Annotated in this window: 27 protein-coding genes and 1 pseudogene; 16 read left to right on the plus strand and 12 right to left on the minus strand. The window is 66.4% G+C overall.

The window, feature by feature from the left end:
• Both H9L12_RS10490 and H9L12_RS10495 read left to right on the plus strand, forming a co-directional pair.
• Nucleotides 1-525, plus strand: coding sequence for a hypothetical protein (locus H9L12_RS10490; RefSeq protein ID WP_187541690.1), 525 nt, complete (start codon nt 1-3; stop codon nt 523-525).
• 18 nt (nt 526-543) lie between these two features.
• On the plus strand, nt 544-1,032 hold the full coding sequence (locus tag H9L12_RS10495; RefSeq protein WP_187541691.1) for a hypothetical protein: 489 nt from the start codon (nt 544-546) through the stop codon (nt 1,030-1,032).
• 7 nt (nt 1,033-1,039) lie between these two features.
• Here H9L12_RS10495 and H9L12_RS10500 read toward each other — a convergent pair whose 3' ends face one another.
• The 3 genes from H9L12_RS10500 to H9L12_RS10510 form a co-directional block, all read right to left on the minus strand.
• Nucleotides 1,040-2,404, minus strand: a complete 1,365-nt coding sequence (locus H9L12_RS10500) for a hemolysin family protein (RefSeq protein WP_187541692.1) — start codon at nt 2,402-2,404, stop codon at nt 1,040-1,042.
• A 64-nt stretch (nt 2,405-2,468) separates the two neighbouring features.
• A complete protein-coding gene (locus tag H9L12_RS10505; protein WP_187541693.1) occupies nt 2,469-2,927 on the minus strand; it encodes a nucleoside deaminase in 459 nt (152 codons plus the stop codon).
• Between the two features lie 40 nt (nt 2,928-2,967).
• A complete protein-coding gene (locus tag H9L12_RS10510; RefSeq protein ID WP_187541694.1) occupies nt 2,968-3,282 on the minus strand; it encodes a hypothetical protein in 315 nt (104 codons plus the stop codon).
• A 167-nt stretch (nt 3,283-3,449) separates the two neighbouring features.
• Here H9L12_RS10510 and rpmB point away from each other — a divergent pair, with 167 nt between their 5' ends.
• Nucleotides 3,450-3,743, plus strand: coding sequence for a 50S ribosomal protein L28 (rpmB, locus tag H9L12_RS10515; protein WP_187541695.1), 294 nt, complete (start codon nt 3,450-3,452; stop codon nt 3,741-3,743).
• On the opposite strand, the gene H9L12_RS10520 is transcribed toward rpmB, so the two are convergent.
• From H9L12_RS10520 to H9L12_RS14210, 4 genes are all read right to left on the minus strand, one after another.
• Entirely contained in the window at nt 3,740-4,441 is a 702-nt protein-coding gene (locus H9L12_RS10520) for an esterase-like activity of phytase family protein (protein WP_187541696.1), read from the minus strand. The two genes, rpmB and H9L12_RS10520, sit on opposite strands and share 4 nt — an antisense overlap.
• 416 nt (nt 4,442-4,857) lie before the next feature.
• Nucleotides 4,858-6,675 (minus strand): cobaltochelatase subunit CobT, encoded by a 1,818-nt coding sequence (gene cobT, locus H9L12_RS10525; RefSeq protein ID WP_187541697.1) that lies wholly within the window; start codon nt 6,673-6,675, stop codon nt 4,858-4,860.
• 3 nt (nt 6,676-6,678) lie between these two features.
• A complete protein-coding gene (cobS, locus tag H9L12_RS10530) occupies nt 6,679-7,683 on the minus strand; it encodes a cobaltochelatase subunit CobS (protein WP_187543261.1) in 1,005 nt (334 codons plus the stop codon).
• Nucleotides 7,684-7,862: 179 nt separating this feature from the next.
• Entirely contained in the window at nt 7,863-8,270 is a 408-nt protein-coding gene (locus H9L12_RS14210; RefSeq protein ID WP_343060523.1) for a winged helix-turn-helix transcriptional regulator, read from the minus strand.
• Nucleotides 8,271-8,450: 180 nt separating this feature from the next.
• On the opposite strand from H9L12_RS14210, the gene H9L12_RS10540 reads away from it, so the two are divergent.
• Genes H9L12_RS10540 through H9L12_RS10575 form a run of 8 tightly spaced genes read left to right on the plus strand, consistent with a single transcriptional unit; the run spans nt 8,451 to nt 13,755 of the window.
• Nucleotides 8,451-8,897, plus strand: coding sequence for a VOC family protein (locus H9L12_RS10540; RefSeq protein ID WP_187541698.1), 447 nt, complete (start codon nt 8,451-8,453; stop codon nt 8,895-8,897).
• A gap of 25 nt (nt 8,898-8,922) precedes the next feature.
• Nucleotides 8,923-9,639, plus strand: coding sequence for a glutathione S-transferase family protein (locus H9L12_RS10545; protein WP_187541699.1), 717 nt, complete (start codon nt 8,923-8,925; stop codon nt 9,637-9,639).
• Nucleotides 9,636-10,367 (plus strand): DUF1428 domain-containing protein, encoded by a 732-nt coding sequence (locus tag H9L12_RS14505; RefSeq protein ID WP_187541700.1) that lies wholly within the window; start codon nt 9,636-9,638, stop codon nt 10,365-10,367. Before H9L12_RS10545 ends, H9L12_RS14505 begins: the two co-directional genes overlap by 4 nt.
• A complete protein-coding gene (locus H9L12_RS10555; RefSeq protein WP_187541701.1) occupies nt 10,360-11,154 on the plus strand; it encodes a VOC family protein in 795 nt (264 codons plus the stop codon). Before H9L12_RS14505 ends, H9L12_RS10555 begins: the two co-directional genes overlap by 8 nt.
• A 24-nt stretch (nt 11,155-11,178) precedes the next feature.
• The gene (locus tag H9L12_RS10560) at nt 11,179-11,676 is read left to right on the plus strand and encodes a VOC family protein (protein WP_187541702.1); all 498 of its coding nucleotides are present in this window, start codon (nt 11,179-11,181) and stop codon (nt 11,674-11,676) included.
• The gene (locus tag H9L12_RS13695) at nt 11,669-12,340 is read left to right on the plus strand and encodes a dihydrofolate reductase family protein (protein WP_187541703.1); all 672 of its coding nucleotides are present in this window, start codon (nt 11,669-11,671) and stop codon (nt 12,338-12,340) included. Before H9L12_RS10560 ends, H9L12_RS13695 begins: the two co-directional genes overlap by 8 nt.
• On the plus strand, nt 12,337-12,987 hold the full coding sequence (locus H9L12_RS13700) for a glutathione S-transferase family protein (protein WP_187541704.1): 651 nt from the start codon (nt 12,337-12,339) through the stop codon (nt 12,985-12,987). The genes H9L12_RS13695 and H9L12_RS13700 overlap by 4 nt, the downstream gene beginning before the upstream one ends.
• A gap of 48 nt (nt 12,988-13,035) precedes the next feature.
• Nucleotides 13,036-13,755 carry an SIMPL domain-containing protein gene (locus tag H9L12_RS10575; protein WP_187541705.1) on the plus strand — a complete coding sequence of 240 codons (720 nt, stop codon included), beginning with the start codon at nt 13,036-13,038 and terminating at the stop codon, nt 13,753-13,755.
• Here the strand turns inward: H9L12_RS10575 and H9L12_RS10580 are convergent.
• Nucleotides 13,752-14,288 (minus strand): J domain-containing protein, encoded by a 537-nt coding sequence (locus tag H9L12_RS10580; RefSeq protein ID WP_246450362.1) that lies wholly within the window; start codon nt 14,286-14,288, stop codon nt 13,752-13,754. The two genes, H9L12_RS10575 and H9L12_RS10580, sit on opposite strands and share 4 nt — an antisense overlap.
• A gap of 72 nt (nt 14,289-14,360) precedes the next feature.
• On the opposite strand from H9L12_RS10580, the gene H9L12_RS10585 reads away from it, so the two are divergent.
• Complete coding sequence (locus H9L12_RS10585) at nt 14,361-14,645, plus strand: BolA family protein (protein ID WP_187541707.1); 285 nt, start codon at nt 14,361-14,363, stop codon at nt 14,643-14,645.
• Nucleotides 14,646-14,649: 4 nt separating this feature from the next.
• Here H9L12_RS10585 and H9L12_RS10590 read toward each other — a convergent pair whose 3' ends face one another.
• Genes H9L12_RS10590 through H9L12_RS10600 form a run of 4 tightly spaced genes read right to left on the minus strand, consistent with a single transcriptional unit; the run spans nt 14,650 to nt 16,731 of the window.
• Nucleotides 14,650-15,168, minus strand: coding sequence for a J domain-containing protein (locus H9L12_RS10590; protein ID WP_187541708.1), 519 nt, complete (start codon nt 15,166-15,168; stop codon nt 14,650-14,652).
• Nucleotides 15,169-15,190: 22 nt separating this feature from the next.
• Complete coding sequence (locus H9L12_RS13190; RefSeq protein ID WP_223177117.1) at nt 15,191-15,652, minus strand: ATP dependent DNA ligase; 462 nt, start codon at nt 15,650-15,652, stop codon at nt 15,191-15,193.
• A gap of 43 nt (nt 15,653-15,695) precedes the next feature.
• Complete coding sequence (locus H9L12_RS13195; RefSeq protein ID WP_223177118.1) at nt 15,696-16,217, minus strand: ATP-dependent DNA ligase; 522 nt, start codon at nt 16,215-16,217, stop codon at nt 15,696-15,698.
• A 37-nt stretch (nt 16,218-16,254) separates the two neighbouring features.
• Entirely contained in the window at nt 16,255-16,731 is a 477-nt protein-coding gene (locus H9L12_RS10600) for a GreA/GreB family elongation factor (protein WP_187541709.1), read from the minus strand.
• A gap of 62 nt (nt 16,732-16,793) precedes the next feature.
• Between H9L12_RS10600 and H9L12_RS10605 the strand changes: the two genes are divergently transcribed.
• The 4 genes and pseudogenes from H9L12_RS10605 (at nt 16,794) to H9L12_RS10620 (ending at nt 19,427) form a co-directional block, all read left to right on the plus strand.
• The gene (locus tag H9L12_RS10605) at nt 16,794-17,051 is read left to right on the plus strand and encodes a hypothetical protein (RefSeq protein ID WP_187541710.1); all 258 of its coding nucleotides are present in this window, start codon (nt 16,794-16,796) and stop codon (nt 17,049-17,051) included.
• A gap of 67 nt (nt 17,052-17,118) precedes the next feature.
• Nucleotides 17,119-17,388 (plus strand): hypothetical protein, encoded by a 270-nt coding sequence (locus H9L12_RS10610; RefSeq protein ID WP_187541711.1) that lies wholly within the window; start codon nt 17,119-17,121, stop codon nt 17,386-17,388.
• 259 nt (nt 17,389-17,647) lie between these two features.
• Nucleotides 17,648-18,528 (plus strand): annotated as a pseudogene (locus H9L12_RS10615) (pirin family protein).
• Nucleotides 18,525-19,427, plus strand: a complete 903-nt coding sequence (locus H9L12_RS10620) for an alpha/beta fold hydrolase (RefSeq protein WP_246450365.1) — start codon at nt 18,525-18,527, stop codon at nt 19,425-19,427. Before H9L12_RS10615 ends, H9L12_RS10620 begins: the two are co-directional and overlap by 4 nt.
• The last annotated feature ends 5 nt before the right edge of the window (nt 19,428-19,432 follow it).

Genomic DNA, 19,432 nt, shown 5'->3' on the forward strand with positions numbered 1-19,432 from the left:
ATGGAATTGTTGTGGACCGTCTTCTGGCCAATGGCTGTCGGCGCCGCGGCGATCGGCGCCGTTGCCGGTGTGCTGTTCTTCGGCCGGCACGGCGTCGCCCCCACCCGCAAGCGCAAGCAGGCGATCATCGCCGGCGGGTTCGTGGCGACGCTGGCCATCGCCTTGCTGTCATCGGGACCGTTCGGCGGGGCGGACCGCTTTACCGGATCCGACGAACGGCGCGCCCGCGACACGATGGTCCATTACGAGGTTGGTCAGGTACGGGCCCGATACCAGCGCTCGCCCCTTCGCCGCCGGTTCATCCTCGCCGGTCCCGCCGACGAGTTCCAGCGCACCGAATTGGTGCGAATCATGGAGGAGTTGCCCGGTGTTTCCGAAGCGCGCTGGAACCGCAAGCCCGCCTTCTTCCCGCTGCCGCTGGTGGTTGAGGTCTGCCTGCTGGCGATCGTGGGATATCTCGTCGGACTGATCCTTGCGTACATTGTGGAACTTCGCCGCCGGTCCCATCGCTACGACCGTATCTGATCAAGAACAGGAGATCGCATGCCCGCCAACCTGACCGACCAATGGCCGCTGATCCTGATCGGGGTGATAGTCATCGTGGCCATCCTGTGGCTGCTGCTTCGCCCGAAGCAGAAAGTGACCCTGAGCAGCGACACGCCGGTGCGGCCGCACATGCAACCGGCGGGTGAAGGAAAGAACATTGCCCGTGAGGCGGCTGCCGCGACCAGTGACGTCGCCGGGCAGTTCCTCAACGCCCATGTTCATGAAGAATTGCCTGGTGCGACCGGCGCGCCCGACGCGCTGCAGCAACTGAAAGGTGTCGGCCCGAAGATGGCCAGCCTTCTAAACGAGCGAGGCATCACCCGCTTCGATCAGATCGCCGCTCTGTCGAACGATCAGGTCGAAGCGCTGGACGAGAGCCTTGGTGCGTTCAAGGGCCGCTTCACCCGCGACCGAATCGTCGAGCAGGCGCACTACCTCGCTCGCGGCGATACCGACGGTTACGAGCAGAAATTCGGGAAGCTTTAGCGGCTGGTCAGGCCGCCGGCTTTTCGTCCTCGCTGACCGCGGCGGCGGCTTCCTTCGGCTTCTTCCGCTTGACCTTGGCGGCCAGCAATTTGTCGATCTTGCGTCCGTCCATGTCGACCACTTCGAACGACCATCCGTCGTGGACGAACTTCTCGCCTTCGGACGGGATTCGCTTCAGCACCGACAAGGCGAAGCCGGCCACGGTCGAATAGTCGCGCTCGTTGGGCAGCGAAATGCCAATCCGGTCGGTCAGCAGGTCCGCGCTCGCCGCACCGGACACCAGCCAGCTGCCGTCCTCGCGCTCGATCGCCGGCGGGCCGTCACCTTCGTCGATGTCGTTAGCAAACGCTCCGGCGAGCGCGGCGAGGATCGATCCCGGCGTGACGATGCCGTCCAGGTGTCCGTATTCGTCGTGGACCAGCGCCAGCGGCACTTCGGCGGAGCGAAGCACAGCGAGCGCGTCCATGGCGTCCATCAGGTCGGGGATGACCGGCGCGGACTTGGTCAGCGCGTTGAGGTCGATGTCCTGCCCGTCGAGCAGTGCCGTCAGCATGTCGCGCGTCGAGACGACGCCAACGATTTCATCGACCGATCCCCGGGCAACCGGGAGACGGCTGTGCGGCGTCGCGGCCAGCGCGGAACGCACCTCCTCAGGCCCGCAATTGATGTCGATCCAGTCGATGTCCGTGCGCGGAGTCATCACTTCTCGCACCGGCCGGTCGGCAAGCCGGACGATCCCGGAAATGATCGCGCGCTCGTTCTCTTCGAGCACGCCGGACGTGTGTGCTTCGGCCACCACCAGGTGCAATTCTTCGGCGGTGACCAGGTTCTTGCTCTCGCGGTTCAGGCCAAGCGCCTTGAAGATCATCGCGCTGGTGCGGTCGAGAAGCCAGACGAAGGGCGCGGTCGCCTTCGACAACCAGCGCATCGGTCGGGACATGATCGCGGCGATCGGCTCCGGACTGCGCAGTGCGAACTGCTTGGGAACCAGCTCGCCAATGACCAGGCTCGCGAAGGTCGTCAGGACAATCACCAACCCAAAGCCGATTTGCTCCGCCGCATCGTGACTGAGTCCCAGCAACTCAAGGCGCTGCGCTGTCGGCGTTCCCAGGCGCGAGCCTGAAAAGGCGCCGGCGAGCACGCCGATCAGCGTGATCCCGGTCTGGACCGTCGACAGGAATTTGCCCGGGTCGGCCGCAAGGTCGATGGCGCATTGCGCGCCCTTGCTGCCACTCTTGGCCATCGCCTTAAGGCGCGCCTCGCGCGACGACACGATCGCCAATTCGCTCATCGACAGGACGCCGTTCAGGGCGACCAGCGCGAGGATCAGGACAATGTCTAGCCAGGGAAAGGGGGCAAGCGGTCCGCTCATGGTTCGGGATCGTCATGCCGACAAACGCCGCTCGCAGCAAGCGCGCGGCGCTGTGGCGGTCCCATTAGCCCCGCCGTTCCGCGAAAAAGCGGCGAAGCTGGTCGGCGGCCTCCGCCTCTCCAAGGCCACCGCTTACCAGCGGCCGATGATGGCAGGTCGGCTGGCTGAAGACGCGGGCGCCATGGACCACGCCGCCGCCCTTGGGATCGTCGGCGGCGAAGTAGAGGTGCTCGATCCGCGCCAGCGCGATCGCCCCGGCGCACATCGCGCACGGCTCCAGGCTGACCCATAGCTGGCACCCGTCGAGGCGCGGGCTGCCGAGCCGTTCCGCCGCCATTCGGATCGCCACCATTTCCGCATGAGCGGTTGGATCCAGTGAGCCTCGCATCGAGTTTGCCGCTTCAGCGACGACCTCGCCGTTTCTGGTGACGACCGCCCCGACCGGCACTTCGCCGGCTTCTGCTGCGGCGGACGCCAGGTCCAGCGCTCGGCGCATGGGTGCCGGAAGTGGAAAGGCAGACATGGCGCTGCCCTAGCTTACGGCAGCGCCTTCGTCATGACTGCTATTGCGCGTTGGTTGTCGCGTTGGCGGGCTGGGCGGGACGGACTTCAAGGGCCGGCACCGCGACCGTCTTGTCGCTGCGCTCGACCTTGACGGTCGGAACCGCGACTGTCGCATTCTGCGTGCCGACGCCGACCGACCCGGTCTGAACCTCGAACGAGGGAGCATTTCCGCCGGTTGCACGGATTTTCCCGTCCTCGGCTGCGACGCTGGGCAATTGCGCGGGACTGGTCTGGAAAATGCTCACCATCCCGGTGCTGACCGCGACGATCGCCGCAACCGCGACCAGGATGAGGATGAACAGAACTGCCCGCATCGAAAACTCCCCCAGAAATTGTGTCGTCTGCTTCCCAACGCAAAAAGGCGTGTCGAGTTTCCGACATTGGGGGCGGGCTTCCTTCGCGGTTGACGAAGCGCACCCCCGTCTGTATCGGGCGGCGCTTCCGGGCGCTTCACGCGCCTGCCATCAGATTAAGGTGACTTATGTCGCGCGTTTGCGAACTGACCGGCAAGGGCCGGCAGGTGGGCAACAATGTTTCCCACGCCAACAACAAGACCAAGCGGACGTTCCTGCCAAACCTGCAGAACGTGACGCTGATGTCCGAATCGCTTGAAAAGAGCATCAAGCTCAAGGTTTCGACCCATGGGCTTCGCTCGGTCGAGCATGTCGGCGGTCTCGACAACTGGCTGACCAAGACCAGCGAAGACAAGCTGAGCCCGCGCGTCGCCAAGCTGAAGCGCGAACTCGCCAAGAAGGCGAAGGCCGCGAACGCCTAAACCGGCTTGCCGCCCCGTGGCGGCAGGTCGAGTGCGACGAGCAGGGTTCGCCCGCTCGCCCGGAAATCGTCATCACTGACCAACCACAGCCGCGTTCTTCCGTCGGGGAGGAGCGCGGCTGTCGCACCTTCGAAATTGGCCAGGCTGCGGGTCGACAGCGTGGCGATCGGCGCCGCTGTCCATTGCGTGCCGGTCCAGCGAACTTCATCGATGCGGGCCGAAACGCCGTCGAGACCGAACAGGCGGCGAAGCACGACCAAGCGCCCGTCGGGCAACAGGGTCGCGTCCGAAACCTGGCCACCGGACCCGCCAATCCTGCGCCGCTCGATTCGCCTCGTGTCGATGGCGACCAGAACGATGCTCGCCCCATCCTCGGGAAACGCCGCAAGCCGCCCGTCGGGAAGCCGGGCGAGGGCCTCCACCCCGCCATTGGTGGGGAAGTCCTGATCCTCCAGATTCACTGCCCAAAAGCCGACGCCGAAGTCCTGGCGATAAAACCACAGCCAGTGGTGAACTTCGAACGCCACCCACCAACCGTCCTTGCCGTCGGCAACGATCGCCTCCGAATCGCGCGCCGACTTCAGCGTCGATGGCCCCGGCCCGGCGGGCAAGTCGGCGACCGTGCCGCTCATCATCTGGGCCGCCTTCGCCGGTCGCGGAAAACGGACGATGCTGCCCGAATCGGTAATCGCCAGCATGTTGCCGCGGTCCAGCGCCAGCCCCGACAGTCCCCGAAGCGATGGTCGCCGGAGGCTAGCTGCCAGGCACCGGCCAATTCCGCGCCCTCGACCGTCCAATTGCCGGTCGCGGGGCGGTCGCGACGACGACCAGCTTGCGCGCAGGGCCGGGCGTCCGGTTGGGCTGGCTACGCAGCCAGACCGCGAATCCCGCGATCAGGACCGCCAGAGCCAAGCAATTGAAAAGACTGGATTTGATGAATGATGGCTGCAAACGCCATTCAGCTTCGTTCAACCGCGAATCACGCATAAGCCACTGCATCAGCGGGGTTTTCCCCCTTTTGCCCCGCTGCGTGACCGGCAACGGTCGAAAAGTATCCCTCGCGTCGCGTAACGAGGGGGCCCGGAGTGCGTAATCGCTCCGGGCCCAATTTTTATCAGCGCGCATCGAATAGCGCGGCAAGTTGCTCGATCAGAGCGCCGCCCAATTGCTCCGCATCCATGATCGTCACCGCACGGCGGTAATAGCGGGTCACGTCGTGACCGATGCCGATCGCCGCCAGTTCGACGCTCGACCGGCTCTCGATCCACCCGATCACCTGCCGCAAATGCCGTTCCAGATAAGCGCCGCTGTTGGCCGACGCGGTCGAATCGTCGACCGGCGCGCCGTCGGAAATGACGATCAGGATCCGCCGCTCTTCCGGGCGCGCCAGCAGGCGGCCGTGCGCCCACAGCAATGCCTCGCCATCGATGTTCTCCTTGAGCAGCCCCTCGCGCATCATCAGCCCGAGGCTCCGGCGCGAGTGGCGATAGGGTTCGTCGGCGCGCTTGTAGAGAATATGCCGAAGGTCGTTGAGGCGGCCCGGATGCGGCGGCCGCCCCTCGGACAGCCATGCCTCGCGGCTCTGCCCGCCCTTCCATGCCCGCGTCGTGAAGCCAAGGATCTCGGTCGCCACGCCGCACCGCTCCAGCGTCCGCGCCAGGATGTCGGCGCAGGTCGCGGCGATGGAGATCGGCCGCCCGCGCATCGACCCCGAATTGTCGATCAGCAGGCTGACCACCGTGTCCTTGAACTCGGTATCGCGCTCGACCTTGTAGCTCAGCGAGTGGCCGGGCGAGACGATCACCCGCGCGATCCGCGCCGAATCGAGCAGCCCCTCTTCCTGGTCGAAATCCCAACTGCGTGCCTGCTGCGCCATCAATCGCCGCTGCAGGCGATTGGCGAGGCGGGTGACGACGCCGCCGAGGCTCGCCATCTGCTGGTCGAGATAGGCGCGCAGCCGCCCCAGTTCTTCCTCGTCACACAGTTCCGATGCGGGAACGACCTCGTCGAAGCGCGTCGTGAACGGGCGGTAATCGGTCTCCGGGACTTCCGGCCAGTTGCGGCGATTGGGATTGGCGCGAGCCTGTTCGGCGCCATCGTCGCCCTGGCTGGCATCGCCGTCATCCATCTCGGCTTCACTGTCGGTGGAATCGTCCTCGCCACCGTCGTCGGGCCGCTCCTCGGCGCGCATCTCCATCTCGCCGCCCTGCGCGCCTCCGTCGGCGTCGACATCGTCAGCCTCGTCCGGCCCCTCGTCCTCTCCCTGGTCCTCGTCGCCGCCCTCGTCAGGCTCCTGCTCGGCCGTATCCTCGGGAGTCGCAAGGTCGAGATCTTCGAGCAACCGCCGTGACAGGGTGGCGAACGCCGCCTGGTCGTCGATGGTCAGCGCCAGCGCGTCGAGTTCGGCGGCGGCCTTTTCCTCGATCCACGGCGACACCAGCGCCAGGCCGGTGCGCGCCGCCTCGGGTGGTTCGGCCCCGGTCATCCGCTGGCGGGCCAGCAACGCCACCGCCGTCGCCAACGGCACTTCCTCGGCAGACCGGGCGCGGGTGATGGCATCGCCGCGCACCCGCGCTTCGGTCAGTTGAACCAGATTGTCCCGGATCCCGGCGAACCGGCGCGATCCCAGCGCCTCGACCCGCGCCGTTTCTAGCGCATCGAAGACCGCCCTCGCCTCGCCCTCGGCGGGCGCGCGAGCGGCGAACATCGCCGGGTCGCTGTGGCGGACCCGAAGCGCTACGCTGTCCGCCCCGCCCCGCGCCTCGGCGACCAGCCGCTGGTCGAACGAAGGCCCGGGCGATGCGACCTTGGCCAGTTTGCCGGCCGCGGTCAGCGTATCCGACGCAAAGGCGACGTCCACGTCCGGGTCTCGCGCGATCGCCCGCGCGGCACTGGCCAGCGCGCTCCGGAACTGGTCGAGCTTGTCGGCCATCGCTCAGGCGCGCTGCGCGATGCTTTCGGGAAGGTCCTTGCCGAACACGCGCTGGTAATATTCCGCGATCAGGCCGCGCTCGCTCTCGTCGCACTTGTTGAGGAACGACATGCGGAAGGCGAAGCCGACGTCGCCGAAGATGAGCGCGTTCTGCGCCCAGCTGATCACCGTGCGCGGGCTCATGACGGTCGAGATATCACCGTTGATGAAGCCCTGCCGCGACAATTCGGCGACCTTGACCATCTTTTCGACGGTGTCCTTGCCATCCTTGTTGTCATACTCGCCCGACTTGGCGAGGACGATCCGTGCCTCGGTGTCGGCGGGCAGGTAATTGAGGGTGGCGACGATGTTCCAGCGGTCGAGCTGCCCCTGGTTGAGCGCCTGCGTGCCGTGATACAGCCCGCTGGTGTCGCCCAGGCCGATGGTGTTGGTCGTCGCGAACAGGCGGAACCAGGGATTGGGCCGGATCACCCGGTTCTGGTCGAGCAGCGTCAGCTTGCCGTCGGTCTCCAGGACGCGCTGGATGACGAACATCACGTCGGGGCGGCCCGCATCATATTCGTCGAACACCAGCGCCACCGGGTGCTGAAGCGCCCAGGGTAACAGGCCTTCGCGAAATTCGGTGACCTGCTGCCCGTCCTTCAGCACGATCGCGTCGCGCCCGATGAGGTCGATACGGCTGATGTGTGCATCGAGGTTGATGCGGATGCACGGCCAGTTGAGGCGGGCCGCGACTTGTTCGATGTGGGTCGACTTGCCAGTGCCGTGATAGCCCTGGATCATCACCCGGCGATTGCGCGCGAAGCCGGCGCAGATCGCCATTGTCGTGTCGGGGTCGAAGACATAGGCCGGGTCGAGGTCGGGAACCCGCTCATCGGCTTCGCTAAACGCCGGCACTTCGAGGTCACTGTCGACACCGAAGGCATCGCGCACTTTCACCATCTTGTCGGGCGACGCCAGGATCGTGTCGCCGCGGCTGTCGAGGGTGATGTTGGGAATCTCGGTCATGACGGCGGCCTTAAGCCCTTGCGCCGACCGCCTCAAGCAGGCTCGGCACCGACCTTGGGGGCAGGGGAACAGGGTCGTGAACTTTTCCGCCAGATCCCGGTCACCGGTGACGCCGATCGAATCCAGCGGCGCGCCGCCATAGACGACCGCAGCCAGGGCCGAAGGCGATCCTTCGAAGATCAAGTCGCAGGCGCCGACCGGACCTTTCTCGACCCCGAACGTCCCCTTGCGCAACCGGCCGACATAGGTGTCTCGGCCGAACACGAAACCGATCCGGGCATTGATGCCCTTGGCCCGCTTCTCGTCGAGCATCGTGCGGAACGAAAGCAGGATCGACACGCCGCTGATCGGCAGGGTCGGGTCATGGCGCGGACTTCGCGCCGCCCATCGGCCGAGCACTTGGACGATCGGCTCCGCTTCCAGTCCCCACGCCGTCGCTTCATAAACCTGGACGTTGGCCGGGGCGGCAACTTGCGACGGACCGCCAGGCCGCGCTCCTCCAATTCAGTCAGGCGCTGGGTGAGCACATTGGCGCTGATTCCGGGCAGGTCGGCGCGCAACTCGGAAAATCGGCGCGGTCCGAGCATCAGTTCGCGCAGGACCAGTAGCGCCCAGCGTTCCCCGATCAGCTCCAGCCCATGGGCGGTCCCGCAGGCATCGTCATACTGGCGTTTTTCGGTTCTGGTTAGTTTTTCTAACTGCACGGTTGTTTAATATTACTTTCGTGAGTAAGTTTCAAGGCGAATCGAGTCGCAGGGAGAGAAAATATGGCTCAGGAACGCATGATCTTCGTCAACCTGCCGGTCACCGACCTCAATCGGTCGATCGCCTTCTACGAGGCCGTCGGCGGCACCAAGGAGCCGAAGTTCTCCAACGACGCGGCGGCGATGATCCGCTTCACCGACGCCATCAACGTCATGCTGCTGACGCACGACTTCTATAAGACCTTCACCACCAAGCCGATCGCCGACACCCACGCCACGAGCGCGGCCCTGCTGTGCCTGTCGGCCGACAGCACCGGCGCGGTCGACGCAATGGTCGAACAGGCGGCTGGCGCTGGCGGGAAGGCCGATCCCGGCCCGAAGCAGGACATGGGCGGGATGATGTACGGCCGCAGCTTCGAGGATCCGGACGGTCACCACTGGGAAGTGATGTGGATGGACGCCGCTGCCGCCGAAGCGGGCGCGGGTGCATTGGAAGGCCAACCGGCCTAAAGCGCGACTCGACGGAGGGAATGGCATGAGCAAGCCCACCATCACCGCTTACGATTGGGTGCCGGACTTCGCGCGCGGCCTGGTCCGCGACCAGCGCGTTCGCTGGGCGCTGGAGGAGGTCGGGCAGGATTATGACGTCCGCTATTTGCAGCAGGGCTCGCAGAAGCTTCTGCCCCATCGCGCGCTCCAGCCATTCGGGCAGGTGCCAACGTACGAGGAGGGCGACCTGACCCTATTCGAATCCGGCGCAATCGTGCTCCACATTGCCCGCGAACATGATGGCCTGATGCCAGCCGACGAGCGCGGCCGCTCCCGCGCCACCGAATGGGCGTTCGCGGCGCTGAACACGATCGAACCGCCGATCAGCGACCTCGCCATCGCCACCATGTTCGAAGCCGACAAGCCTTGGTCGAAGCCGCGCCTGCCCGCGGTGCGCCAGCGCATCGACGAACGGCTCGGAGAACTGTCCGACCGGCTTGGCGCCAGCGACTGGCTCGACGGCGCGTTCTCCGCCGGAGACCTGCTCATGGTTTGCGTCCTTCGCCAGCTCGGCAAGTCGGACATCCTCGACAGCTATCCCAACCTCGCGGGCTACGTCGCCCGTGGCGAGGCGCGCCCCGCCTTCCAGCGCGCCTTGGCCGGCCAATTGGCCGGCTTCACCGGCTGCCCGCCACCGCAATTCGCCGAGTGGCTGCGCCAGCAGGAGGAGGCGAAGGCCCAATCGGAAAGGAACGACCAATGACATACGTCGACGGGTTCGTGACCGCGGTTCCCACCGCGAAGAAGGACGAATATCTGAAGCACGCTTCGGATGCCGCGGAGCTGTTCAAGGAATATGGCATGACCCGAATGGTCGAAAGCTGGGGCGACGACGTGCCGAAGGGCAAGGTCACCGATTTCCAGGGCGCGGTCCAGGCGAGGGACGACGAGACGGTGGTCTTTTCCTGGTTCGAATATCCCGACAAGGCGACGCGCGACGAGGCCAGCCGTCGGATGATGGACGATCCGCGCATGGAGGCGATGGCCAAGGACATGCCGTTCGACGGCAAGCGCATGATCTACGCCGGTTTCGACAGCATCGTCGACGAGCGGGCCGACGGCTCCACCGGCTATACCGACGGCTTTGTCCTGCCCGTCCCCAACGCCAACAAGGACGCCTATCTGAAGATGGCGGCCGACATGGCCGGCAAGTTCAAGCAGCAGGGCGCGCTGCGCGTGGTCGAGGCGTGGGGCGACGATGTCCCCGACGGCAAGGTCACCGATTACAAGCGCGCGGTGAAGGCCAGGGACGACGAGAACATCGTCTATTCCTTCATCGAATGGCCGGACAAGGCGACCCGCGACAAGGCGTGGGCCGACATGATGAACAGCGAACAGCCCCCGTCGGAGATGCCGTTCGATGGCCAGCGGATGTTCTGGGGCGGCTTCCAGCCGATCCTCGACCAGTCGTTCGAGACCGCCGATGCCTAGCCCCAAGGGAGCCTTCATCTGGTACGAACTGATGACGCCGGACCCGGCGGCGGCGAAGCGTTTCTACGACGCCGTCGTCGGGTGGGACATTGCCACCGATTCGGTCGCACCCGGCATTGAGTATCGCATGATCGTCCGGTCGGATGGCGGCAACGCCGGCGGCGTGCTGACGCTGACCGACGACATGATCGCCGGCGGCGCCCGGCCGATCTGGCTGGGCTATCTCCATACCCCCGACGTCGATGATACGGTCGAGGCGATCAAGGCCGATGGCGGCGGGGTGATGATGGAGCCGTGGGACCAGCCCGGCGTCGGCCGGCTGGCGATGATCACCGGGCCGGAAGGCGCGCCCATCTATTTGATGGACCCGCTCCCGCCCGAAGGTCAGCCTGACGCCGTCAGCGACGTCTTCTCGGTCGACCGGCCGCAGCACATCCGCTGGAACGAGCTGCTCAGCAGCGACGACGACCGGTCGATCGCCTTCTACCAGCGTCACTTCGGCTGGGGCCAGGAGGGCGCGATGGATATGGGCGAGATGGGCCAGTACCGTTTCGTCCAGGTCGACGGCGTCGGCGTGGGCGCAATCATGCCGCTGATGCCGCAGACACCGCACAGCATCTGGAACCTCTACATCGGCGTCGACGACATCGATCGCGCCGCAGAGGCGGTGAAGGCCGGTGGCGGCCAGATCATCAATGGTCCGATGGAAGTTCCCGGCGGCGAATATGCGATGAACGTCATCGACCCGCAGGGCGCGTCGACGGCCTTCGTCGGCCCGCGCAAATAATCGACAAGATACAGGAGAGCGAGGATGCCCGAGAAGCTGACCACCGTGCTGTGGTTCGACCATGGCGAGGCGCGCAAGGCGGCCGAGTTCTATGCGGCGACGTTTCCCGACAGCAGTGTCGGCGAGGCGATGACCGCGCCCGGCGACTATCCCTCCGGCCAGAAAGGCGACGAGCTGACGGTCGACTTCACCGTTCTCGGCCGCGCCTTTTCCGGCCTCAATGGCGGCCCCAATTTCAAGGCCAATGAATCGGTCAGCTTCATGGTCATGACCGAGGATCAGGCCGAGACCGACAAATATTGGAACGCGATCGTCGGCAATGGCGGCCAGGAAAGCGAATGCGGTTGGTGCAAGGACCGCTGGGGCTTTTCGTGGCAGATCACGCCGCGCGTCCTGCTCGATGCCACCAAGCACCGGGACCCCGCCGCCGCCAAGCGCGCTTTCGACGCCATGATGACGATGAAGAAGATCGACGTCGCGCGGATCGAGGCGGCCATCGCGGGGGAAACGGCTGATGCGTAAGATCGTCGCCGCCGCCTTCGTCAGCCTCGATGGCGTGATGCAGGCCCCCGGTGGGCCAACCGAAGATCCCACCGGCGGGTTCGACGAAGGCGGCTGGATGTTCAAGGTGTGGGACGACGGGATCGGGGACACGCTCGGATCGCTCTTCACCGGCGACTACGACCTGCTGCTCGGCCGACGCACCTACGACATCTTCGCCGCCTACTGGCCCTATGCCGAAGGCGACAACAAGCCGATGAGCGAGGCCTTCGACCGGGCCAACAAATATGTCCTGACCCGCGGCAACCAGCCGCTCGAATGGCAGAACAGCCACCGGCTCGGCTCAATCGACGAGGTCAGGGCACTGAAGCAGGGCGAGGGCAACAAGATCATCATCCAGGGGTCGTCGACCATCTATCCCGGCCTGCTCGCCGCGAGCCTGATCGACGAGCTGACGCTGATGACGTTCCCGGTCGTGCTCGGCCATGGCAAGCGGCTGTTGGGCGAAGGCTCGCCGGTCGAGCGGCTGGAGATGACCGGGCACAAGGTCACGGACAAGGGTACGGTCATCGCGACCTACAAGCCTGGCGGCGACCTGCCGCCTTATCCCCCGGAAGGTCCGATTCCGATCACCAGCGACCGCGAACTCGAACGGCGCGCGAAGATCGAGGAGGGAAGCTGGTGAGCCTTACGCTCTACGTCCATCCGTTCAGCAGCTTCAGCTGGAAGGCGCTGATCCCGCTGTGGGCCGACGGAACGCCGTTCACCTACAAAAACGTCGACCCGTCGAACCCCGGCGTGATGGACGAATTGAAGTCGCATTGGCCGCTGGGCAAGTTCCCGACGCTGGTCGACGATGGCGAGGTCATTCCCGAGGCGACCTGCATCGTCGAACATCTCCAGGCCAAGCGTCCCGGCCCGAATGTGTGGATTCCCGATGGCGATGAAGGCCGCCGCGTGCGCCTGCTCGATCGCTTCTTCGACCTTCACATTCAGGGCAACATGCAGCCGTCGGTCAATCACGCCATCTGGCCCGACGGCGAAGGCCTCGCCGCCGCCCGCGGCCGTGATGCGCTGCAGGTCGCCTACGACTGGCTCGAAGCGAACCTGCCCGATGCGGAGTGGGCGGCGGGCGACCGCTTCACGCTTGCCGACTGCGCGGCCGCGCCGGCTCTGTTCTACGCCGACTGGGTTGTTCCCATTGGCGACGCGCGTCCCCGGCTCGCGGCCTACCGCGCCCGGCTGCTCGCCCATCCGGCAGTATCGCGCGCGGTCGAGGAGGCCCGCCCCTACCGCCATTACTTCCCGCTGGGGGCGCCCGACCGCGATTGACGCGAGAATGTAACTTTGTAACATCGGGGGTGTTGAAGGAGACCGTCGATGCGTCCTGTTGCTTTCGCCCTTCCGCTGATCCTCGCCGCCTGCCAGCCCGCCGCGCCCGACCCGCGCGGCGTCGATCGTGACGAGACACTGCTGACGGTCTCCGCCACCGGCCGGTCGGAGGCGCGACCCGACGAGGCGACGTTCATTGCAGGCGTGGAATCGCTTGCCGGCAGCGCGGCGGAGGCCACGCGCCTCAACAATGAAAAGATGGCACGGGTTAGCGTCGCGCTTGCGAAGTTCGGTGTCGGTCAGGACGATCTGCAGACCCAGAACCTATCGCTCGGCCGCGTCGACTACGGGCCCGACCGCGGCAAGTACAAGGCCAGCAACAACCTCACCGTCCGGATGCGCCAGATGGAGCGCGTCGGCGAGGCGGTCGCCGCGACCACCGACGCCGGGGCCAACCTGATTTCCGGGCCCAGCTTGCGCGTTTCCGACCGCGAGGCCGCCAGCCGCTCGGCCTACGCCATGGCCTACAAGGCCGCGCGCGCCCGGGCCGAAGCCTATGCCGGCGCCGCAGGTCTCAAGATCGACCGCATCCTCGCCATCCGCGACGGCGGCGCCAGCCAGGGCGAGCCGATCCCGCTCGCCGAACAGGCCATGTCGGTGCAGATGGCCGCGCCGGTCGTTGCCCCTGCGCCGCCGCCGCCGCCGTTCAATCCCGGCGTCAACGTCAGCCACGTCAGCGTCCGCGTCGATTTCGCGCTGAAACGCTAGGCGAAGGCGCGGCTGCCCTTCAGCAGTTGGTAGGCCTCGATCGCGGCGCCCAGCTTCTTCTCGAAGCTGCGGTCGCCGCCATTGCGGTCCGGGTGATATTTGCGAACCAGTTCCGAATAGCGCTTGCGTAGGCCCGTCCGGTCGACGTCCTCCTTCAGTCCGAGCGTGTCGAGCGCCGCCCGCTCGGCCCCGCTGAACCGCTCCACCCGCCCTCGCTGCCCGGAGCGGAAGCGAGCGGCGATGGCGTCGAGGGGGTCGGCAAAATCGCTCCACGCCGGCGCAGGGTCGGCGCCGAGGTGGGCGAACGTCCGCGCCTGCCGCTGCCAACCGGCGATCGGCGACTGCGCCTCCTCGATCTCGTCCGGACTCATCCCTTCGAAGAAATTGTAGCGCGCGTTGAACGCACGGACGTGGTCGAGGCAGAGATATTGATACTGCCCCGGACCGTCGAAATTCCCGGGCGTCAGCGGCGCACGGAATTCGCCCGGCTCTCCGCATGACGGGACCGCGCACGCCTCGCGCGCGTCCTCCACCCTGCCGTGCCATTTGTGCTGCCGCCCTGCCAACGCCCTTCCTCGCTTTCCAAGCCCCTCTATATAAGGGCCATGAACGACACATTCACCGGCCCGGTTGCGCGGGAAATCGAGCGCCGCCTTCGCCTTGCCTTGTCACCGACCCGCCTCGACCTCGATAACCAGAGCGCTCGCCACCGCGGCCATGCCGGCGACAACGGTACCGGCGAAAGCCACTTCGCCCTGACCATCGAAAGCGCCGCCTTCGCCGGCCTCAATCGCGTCCAGCGGCAGCGCGCGATCTACGCCGCGCTCGGCGACCTGATGGTCGAGCGAGTCCATGCCCTGTCGATCAAGGCCATCGCCCCCGGCGAATAAACCGTCAGCGGTTCGACGTAGGGGCCGGGCTTGCGCCAGACGGCAGGGTCTCGCCCGTCGCTCGCAGATGTATATCAATCGTCGCCACCGCCTCCGCGGGGGCGCCCGGCCTCGGCACGTTCGAGGTCGCGGCAAAGGTCAGCGCCGTGACGATCGCCGCCGCACCCAGCACGATGGCCTTGGGCCAGGTCGGCTTCCACGCCGGCACCTTGGGCGGGAAGACCATGGCCATCGCCGCTTCTCGCGGACGCATTGGCGGTCCCTCGCTGAAGGCGTGGTGAGGCACATTCATCCGTGCCGAGGCCGACCGCTGCCAGTCGTAGTGCGACCGCCGGGCCGAATCGCGCAGGCAGGCATAGGCTTCGTTGATCGCCTTCGCGCGGACGTCGGATTCGCGCTCGCCGCTCACGTCCGGGTGATGGCGCCGCATGAGCGCGCGATAGGCGCGGCGGATCGTCGCACTGTCCGCCCGCGGCGACACGCCCAACGTGCCGTAATGATCGCCAGGTTCCACTACGGCCACGATACGCCCGATCGGGGCGACTTCAAATCCCGCCGTCCTGGTCTTCGAGAAGCTGCCTCAGCTGCGCCGGCGTCAGCGGCGGCGCCAGTTGCTCCATCGTGCATTGGCGCGGCGCCTTGTCCGGCCGCCGCCGGAGCAGCTTGGTGCCATGCCGGAACCGGCCGGCCGTGACCTGGTCATAGAGCACCTCGACCACCAATTCCGTTTTCAGCGGCTGCCACTCCGCCGATCGCTCGGTCGCCCAGCGGCTCGGCCCGCCGGGCGCGTCGCCGGTGAAGCCCGGCGCTCCCTTCAGCGCCTCCAATTCCTTCGTCCACGCCGGCTTGTCGCCCGATGCGATCGACGAGGTGTAGCCGACATGGTTGAGGAGCCCCGCTTCGTCGTACAGCCCGAGCAACAACGATCCGACCACGCCGCCCTTCGCCGCATAGCGGAAGCCGCCGACCACGCAGTCCGCGGTGCGCCGCTGCTTGACCTTGACCATCGCCCGTTCCCCGCGCGATAGGTTTCGTCGGTTCGCTTGGCGATCACCCCGTCCAGCGCCCGCCCCCGCGATCCAGCCAGCGCAGCGCCTTGCCGCGATCCTCGGTGACCGGCGACAGCACCAGTGCGCTGTCCCTTTCGCCCCCCAGCAATTCCTCAAGCGCTGCCCGCCTCTCGTTCAGCGGCGCAGCGCCCAGCATCCGGTCGCCGACCGCCAGGCAATCGAACGCGACGAGCATCGCCGGCGTCTCCGCCGACAGCTTCCGGATCCGGCTTTCCGCCGGATGCAGCCGCATCTGCAGCGCGTCGAACGACACCCGGCCGCCGCTGCTGATCAGCAATTCCCCGTCGACAACGAAACGCCTGGCGCCGAGCCGCCCGAGCATCGCCACGACCTCGGGAAAATAGCGGCCGAGCGGCTTGCCCGACTTCGACCAAAGCTCGACCGAGGCCCCCTCGCGCGCGGCGATGCAGCGGAACCCATCCCACTTGGGCTCATATTGCCAATCGTCGCCCGACGGCAGTTCGTCGGCCAGCAGCGCTTCCATCGGTTCGATCGGGGTCATGCCAGGGCGAACGCTTCGCCCGGCGGACTCGCTCCCGCTATCGCGCTTCGTCCGCGCTCATTGCGATGGCGACCACTTCCAGCGGTTCGTCCGATCCCGCGAACTCGACCTCCTCGCCGACCTCTGCGCCCATCAGGGCCCGGGCCAGCGGCGCGGTAAAGGCAATGCGATCGGCGCCCGGATCGGCCTCGTCATGGCCGACCAGCTCGACCGTCCGTTCCGCGCCATCGCGGATGAACGTCACGCGCGTACCGAACGCCACGCGCTTTCCGTCCGCCGCCGGCGCCACCTGCGCGGATGCCAGCCGCTGCCGCCAGTAGCGCGCGTCGCGAAGCACCTTCTTGCGCTCCTCCTCGCTCAGCTCGCCCGCCAGCACCGCCTCGATCGCGTCGTGCCGCTCCTGGATCTGCGCCAGCCCGCGCGCCGTCACCAGGTTCGGCCCGGGCGGGATCGGCAGTTCGAACGTCGGCTCGAGATGCTCGTCGTCGCTCTCGCGGCGGAAGGCGACGCTCATCGGATGCTGGTCTTCATCGGCATGACATTGATCTAGCACGCCGCCCGCGGAAGAGTGCAACGATGCCGCGCAAATATCTGCTCACCGCGACCATGCCCGACGGTTATGTCAAGACGATTGGCCCGACCGCCACGCCCTTCACCCATTACTGGCGGATCGTCGCGGAGCTCGAGAACGGCAGGACCGAGGTCTTCTGGGGCCATACCAAGTCCCTCGCCGAAGCATCCCGCAAACGCGCCGCCACCAAGGACGCCGCCCGCCAGCGGGGATGGAAAAGCTATCGCTTCGAAGTGGTGGAGGTGGAGCGAAGTGAGCCTTAACGCGGGAAACGCTAATGTCCGCTTTCGACCCATTGCGGACATTAGCCAGACTGATAACGCATCACACATGGCGAGAAACGAAATTGGTCTGACTTTGCTGCAGTTGGAAGCGATCCTCAACCCGGTTCGCAAGATTGCGGAAGACGCAAAGCAGGGCCAGGGCGTCGATGTTGCCTTTGACGAAGGGCATCTGTTTGGGATCGGCTCGATAGTGCTCCTGCTGAAGCAGCGACTAAAAGATTTCGGGATTGATCCAGAGGAGACAGCATTAGCTGGTTTGGACGAAGCGTGGTTCAGCGCGATCAGTGAAAAGATCGGCCCGCTCCCGCTCGCCTAGCGTCCGCTTTCCACCCAAAGCGGACACTAGCGAAAGTCCTGTCCTACAGGGTGATTGTTCGCCATTGATGCCGCTGTCCCAGCGTCCTGCGTTGGTGTTGCGCGCTGCGACCGCTTACGGGGGCGCTTCTGATATCGCCATGGCGCGAACTTTGCGAACTTCCGCGACGCGGGCGCCCGGGTTTCGGGATCGAATCGGGCCGGCCGCCCCCGAATTCCGCCTCACGCGACATTGGCGTGGAATCTGCTAGGGGTCGTCCATGATCGAAATCGCGCCCGTCACCCATGACCTTGGCGACTTCAAGGTTCGCCGCACCCTTCCGGCCCGGTCCCGCACCATGGTCGGCCCGTTCATCTTCGTCGACCAGTTCGGTCCGGCCAAGCTTCCCGCCGGGCACGGCATGGACGTCCGCCCGCACCCGCACATCAACCTCGCCACCGTCACCTATCTGTTCGAAGGCGCGATCGAGCATCGCGACAGCCTGGGCACGCGCCAGGTGATCCATCCCGGCGCGGTCAACTTGATGACCGCTGGCAAGGGGATCGTCCATTCGGAACGCTCGCCGGCGGAGACCCGCCCCGTTGGCCCGGTTTTTTACGGCATGCAGACCTGGCTGGCCCTGCCCGACGGCAAGGAAGAGCTTGACCCCGCCTTCGAACATGCCGGCGGCGACGCGCTGCCGCTGGTCGAGGGCGAGGGCGTGTCGGCCCGCGTGCTGATGGGCAGCCTGTGGGGCAAGACCGCCGGCGTCACGCAGCACAGCCAGACGATCTACGCCGACGTCATGCTCGACAAGGGCGCAACACTGCCGATCGACCCCGACGCCGACGAGCGGGCGGTGCTGCTGACCGAGGGCGCGGCCAGCCTTGGCGGCCACCCGCTCGAGCTCTTCACTCTTTACCTCCTCGCCCCGGCGAGCGCATGGCGCTGACCGCCGACGCGCCGTCGCGGCTGATGCTGTTGGGCGGCGAGGCTTTCCCGACCAAGCGCCACGTGTGGTGGAACTTCGTCAGCTCCAGCCGCGAGCGCATCAGCCAAGCCAAGGAAGACTGGCGGGCGATGCGCTTCCCGCTCGTCCCCGGCGACGATGAAGAGTTCATCCCCATTCCCGAAGTCCCCAAGACGGTCAGCTATCCGTGAGCGGTCCTTGGCTTCGCCTGATCCGGCAGCCGCTGCCGACCGGGGTGATCCTCAATGTCGCGCTGGCCGGGCCGGAGGATGCGCCCCCGGCGATCTTCCTCCACGGCTTCCCGGAATCGCACCGCACCTGGCTGAAGGTCGCGGAACGGTTGAAGGACCGGGTGCGGATGATCATCCCCGACCTTCGCGGGTTCGGGCAGAGCGACAGGCCGCAGGATGTCGCCGCCTATTCGACCGATACGCTGGTCGCCGACATCTTCGCGCTGGCCGAGGCACGGCGGCTCGATCGCTTCGCGCTGGTCGGGCACGACTGGGGCGGGGCCGTCGCCTGGACCGCGGCGATCCGCGGCGACCCGCGGCTGTCGCGCCTCGCGATCGTCAATTCGCCCCATCCGGCGATATTCCAGCGGTCGCTGATCGAGGACTTGGCCCAGCGCGAGGCGTCGCAATACATCAACGCCTTTCGCGATCCTCAGATGGAGCGGCGCATCGCCGCGATGGGCTTTCCCGCCTTTTTCGAAAAGAGCTTCGCCCGCCACGTCGACACGACCAAGCTGACCGGCGAGGACCGCGCGCAATACCTCGCCGACTGGCGCCGCCCGGGCGCGCTCACCGCCATGTTCAACTGGTACCGGGCAAGCCAGATGGTCGTGCCGGCGATGGACGAGGACGCCGCCCTTCCCGCCTGGGTCGAACGCGGCGTGCCGCGGATCAAGGTGCCGGTGCGGGTCGTCTGGGGGCTGGAAGACAAGGCGCTGCTGCCGGTCCAGCTGCAGGGCATCGGCGAGGTCGGCGACGACGTCGAGGTCTATCCGCTGGGCGGCGTCGGTCATTTCGCCCCGTGGGAGGCCCCCGATGCCGTCGCCGACGCGCTCGGCCCCTTCCTAGAACAGCGTTAGGCGGC

Source organism: Sphingomonas rhizophila (assembly GCF_014396585.1).
GTDB lineage: Bacteria > Pseudomonadota > Alphaproteobacteria > Sphingomonadales > Sphingomonadaceae > Sphingomicrobium > Sphingomicrobium rhizophilum.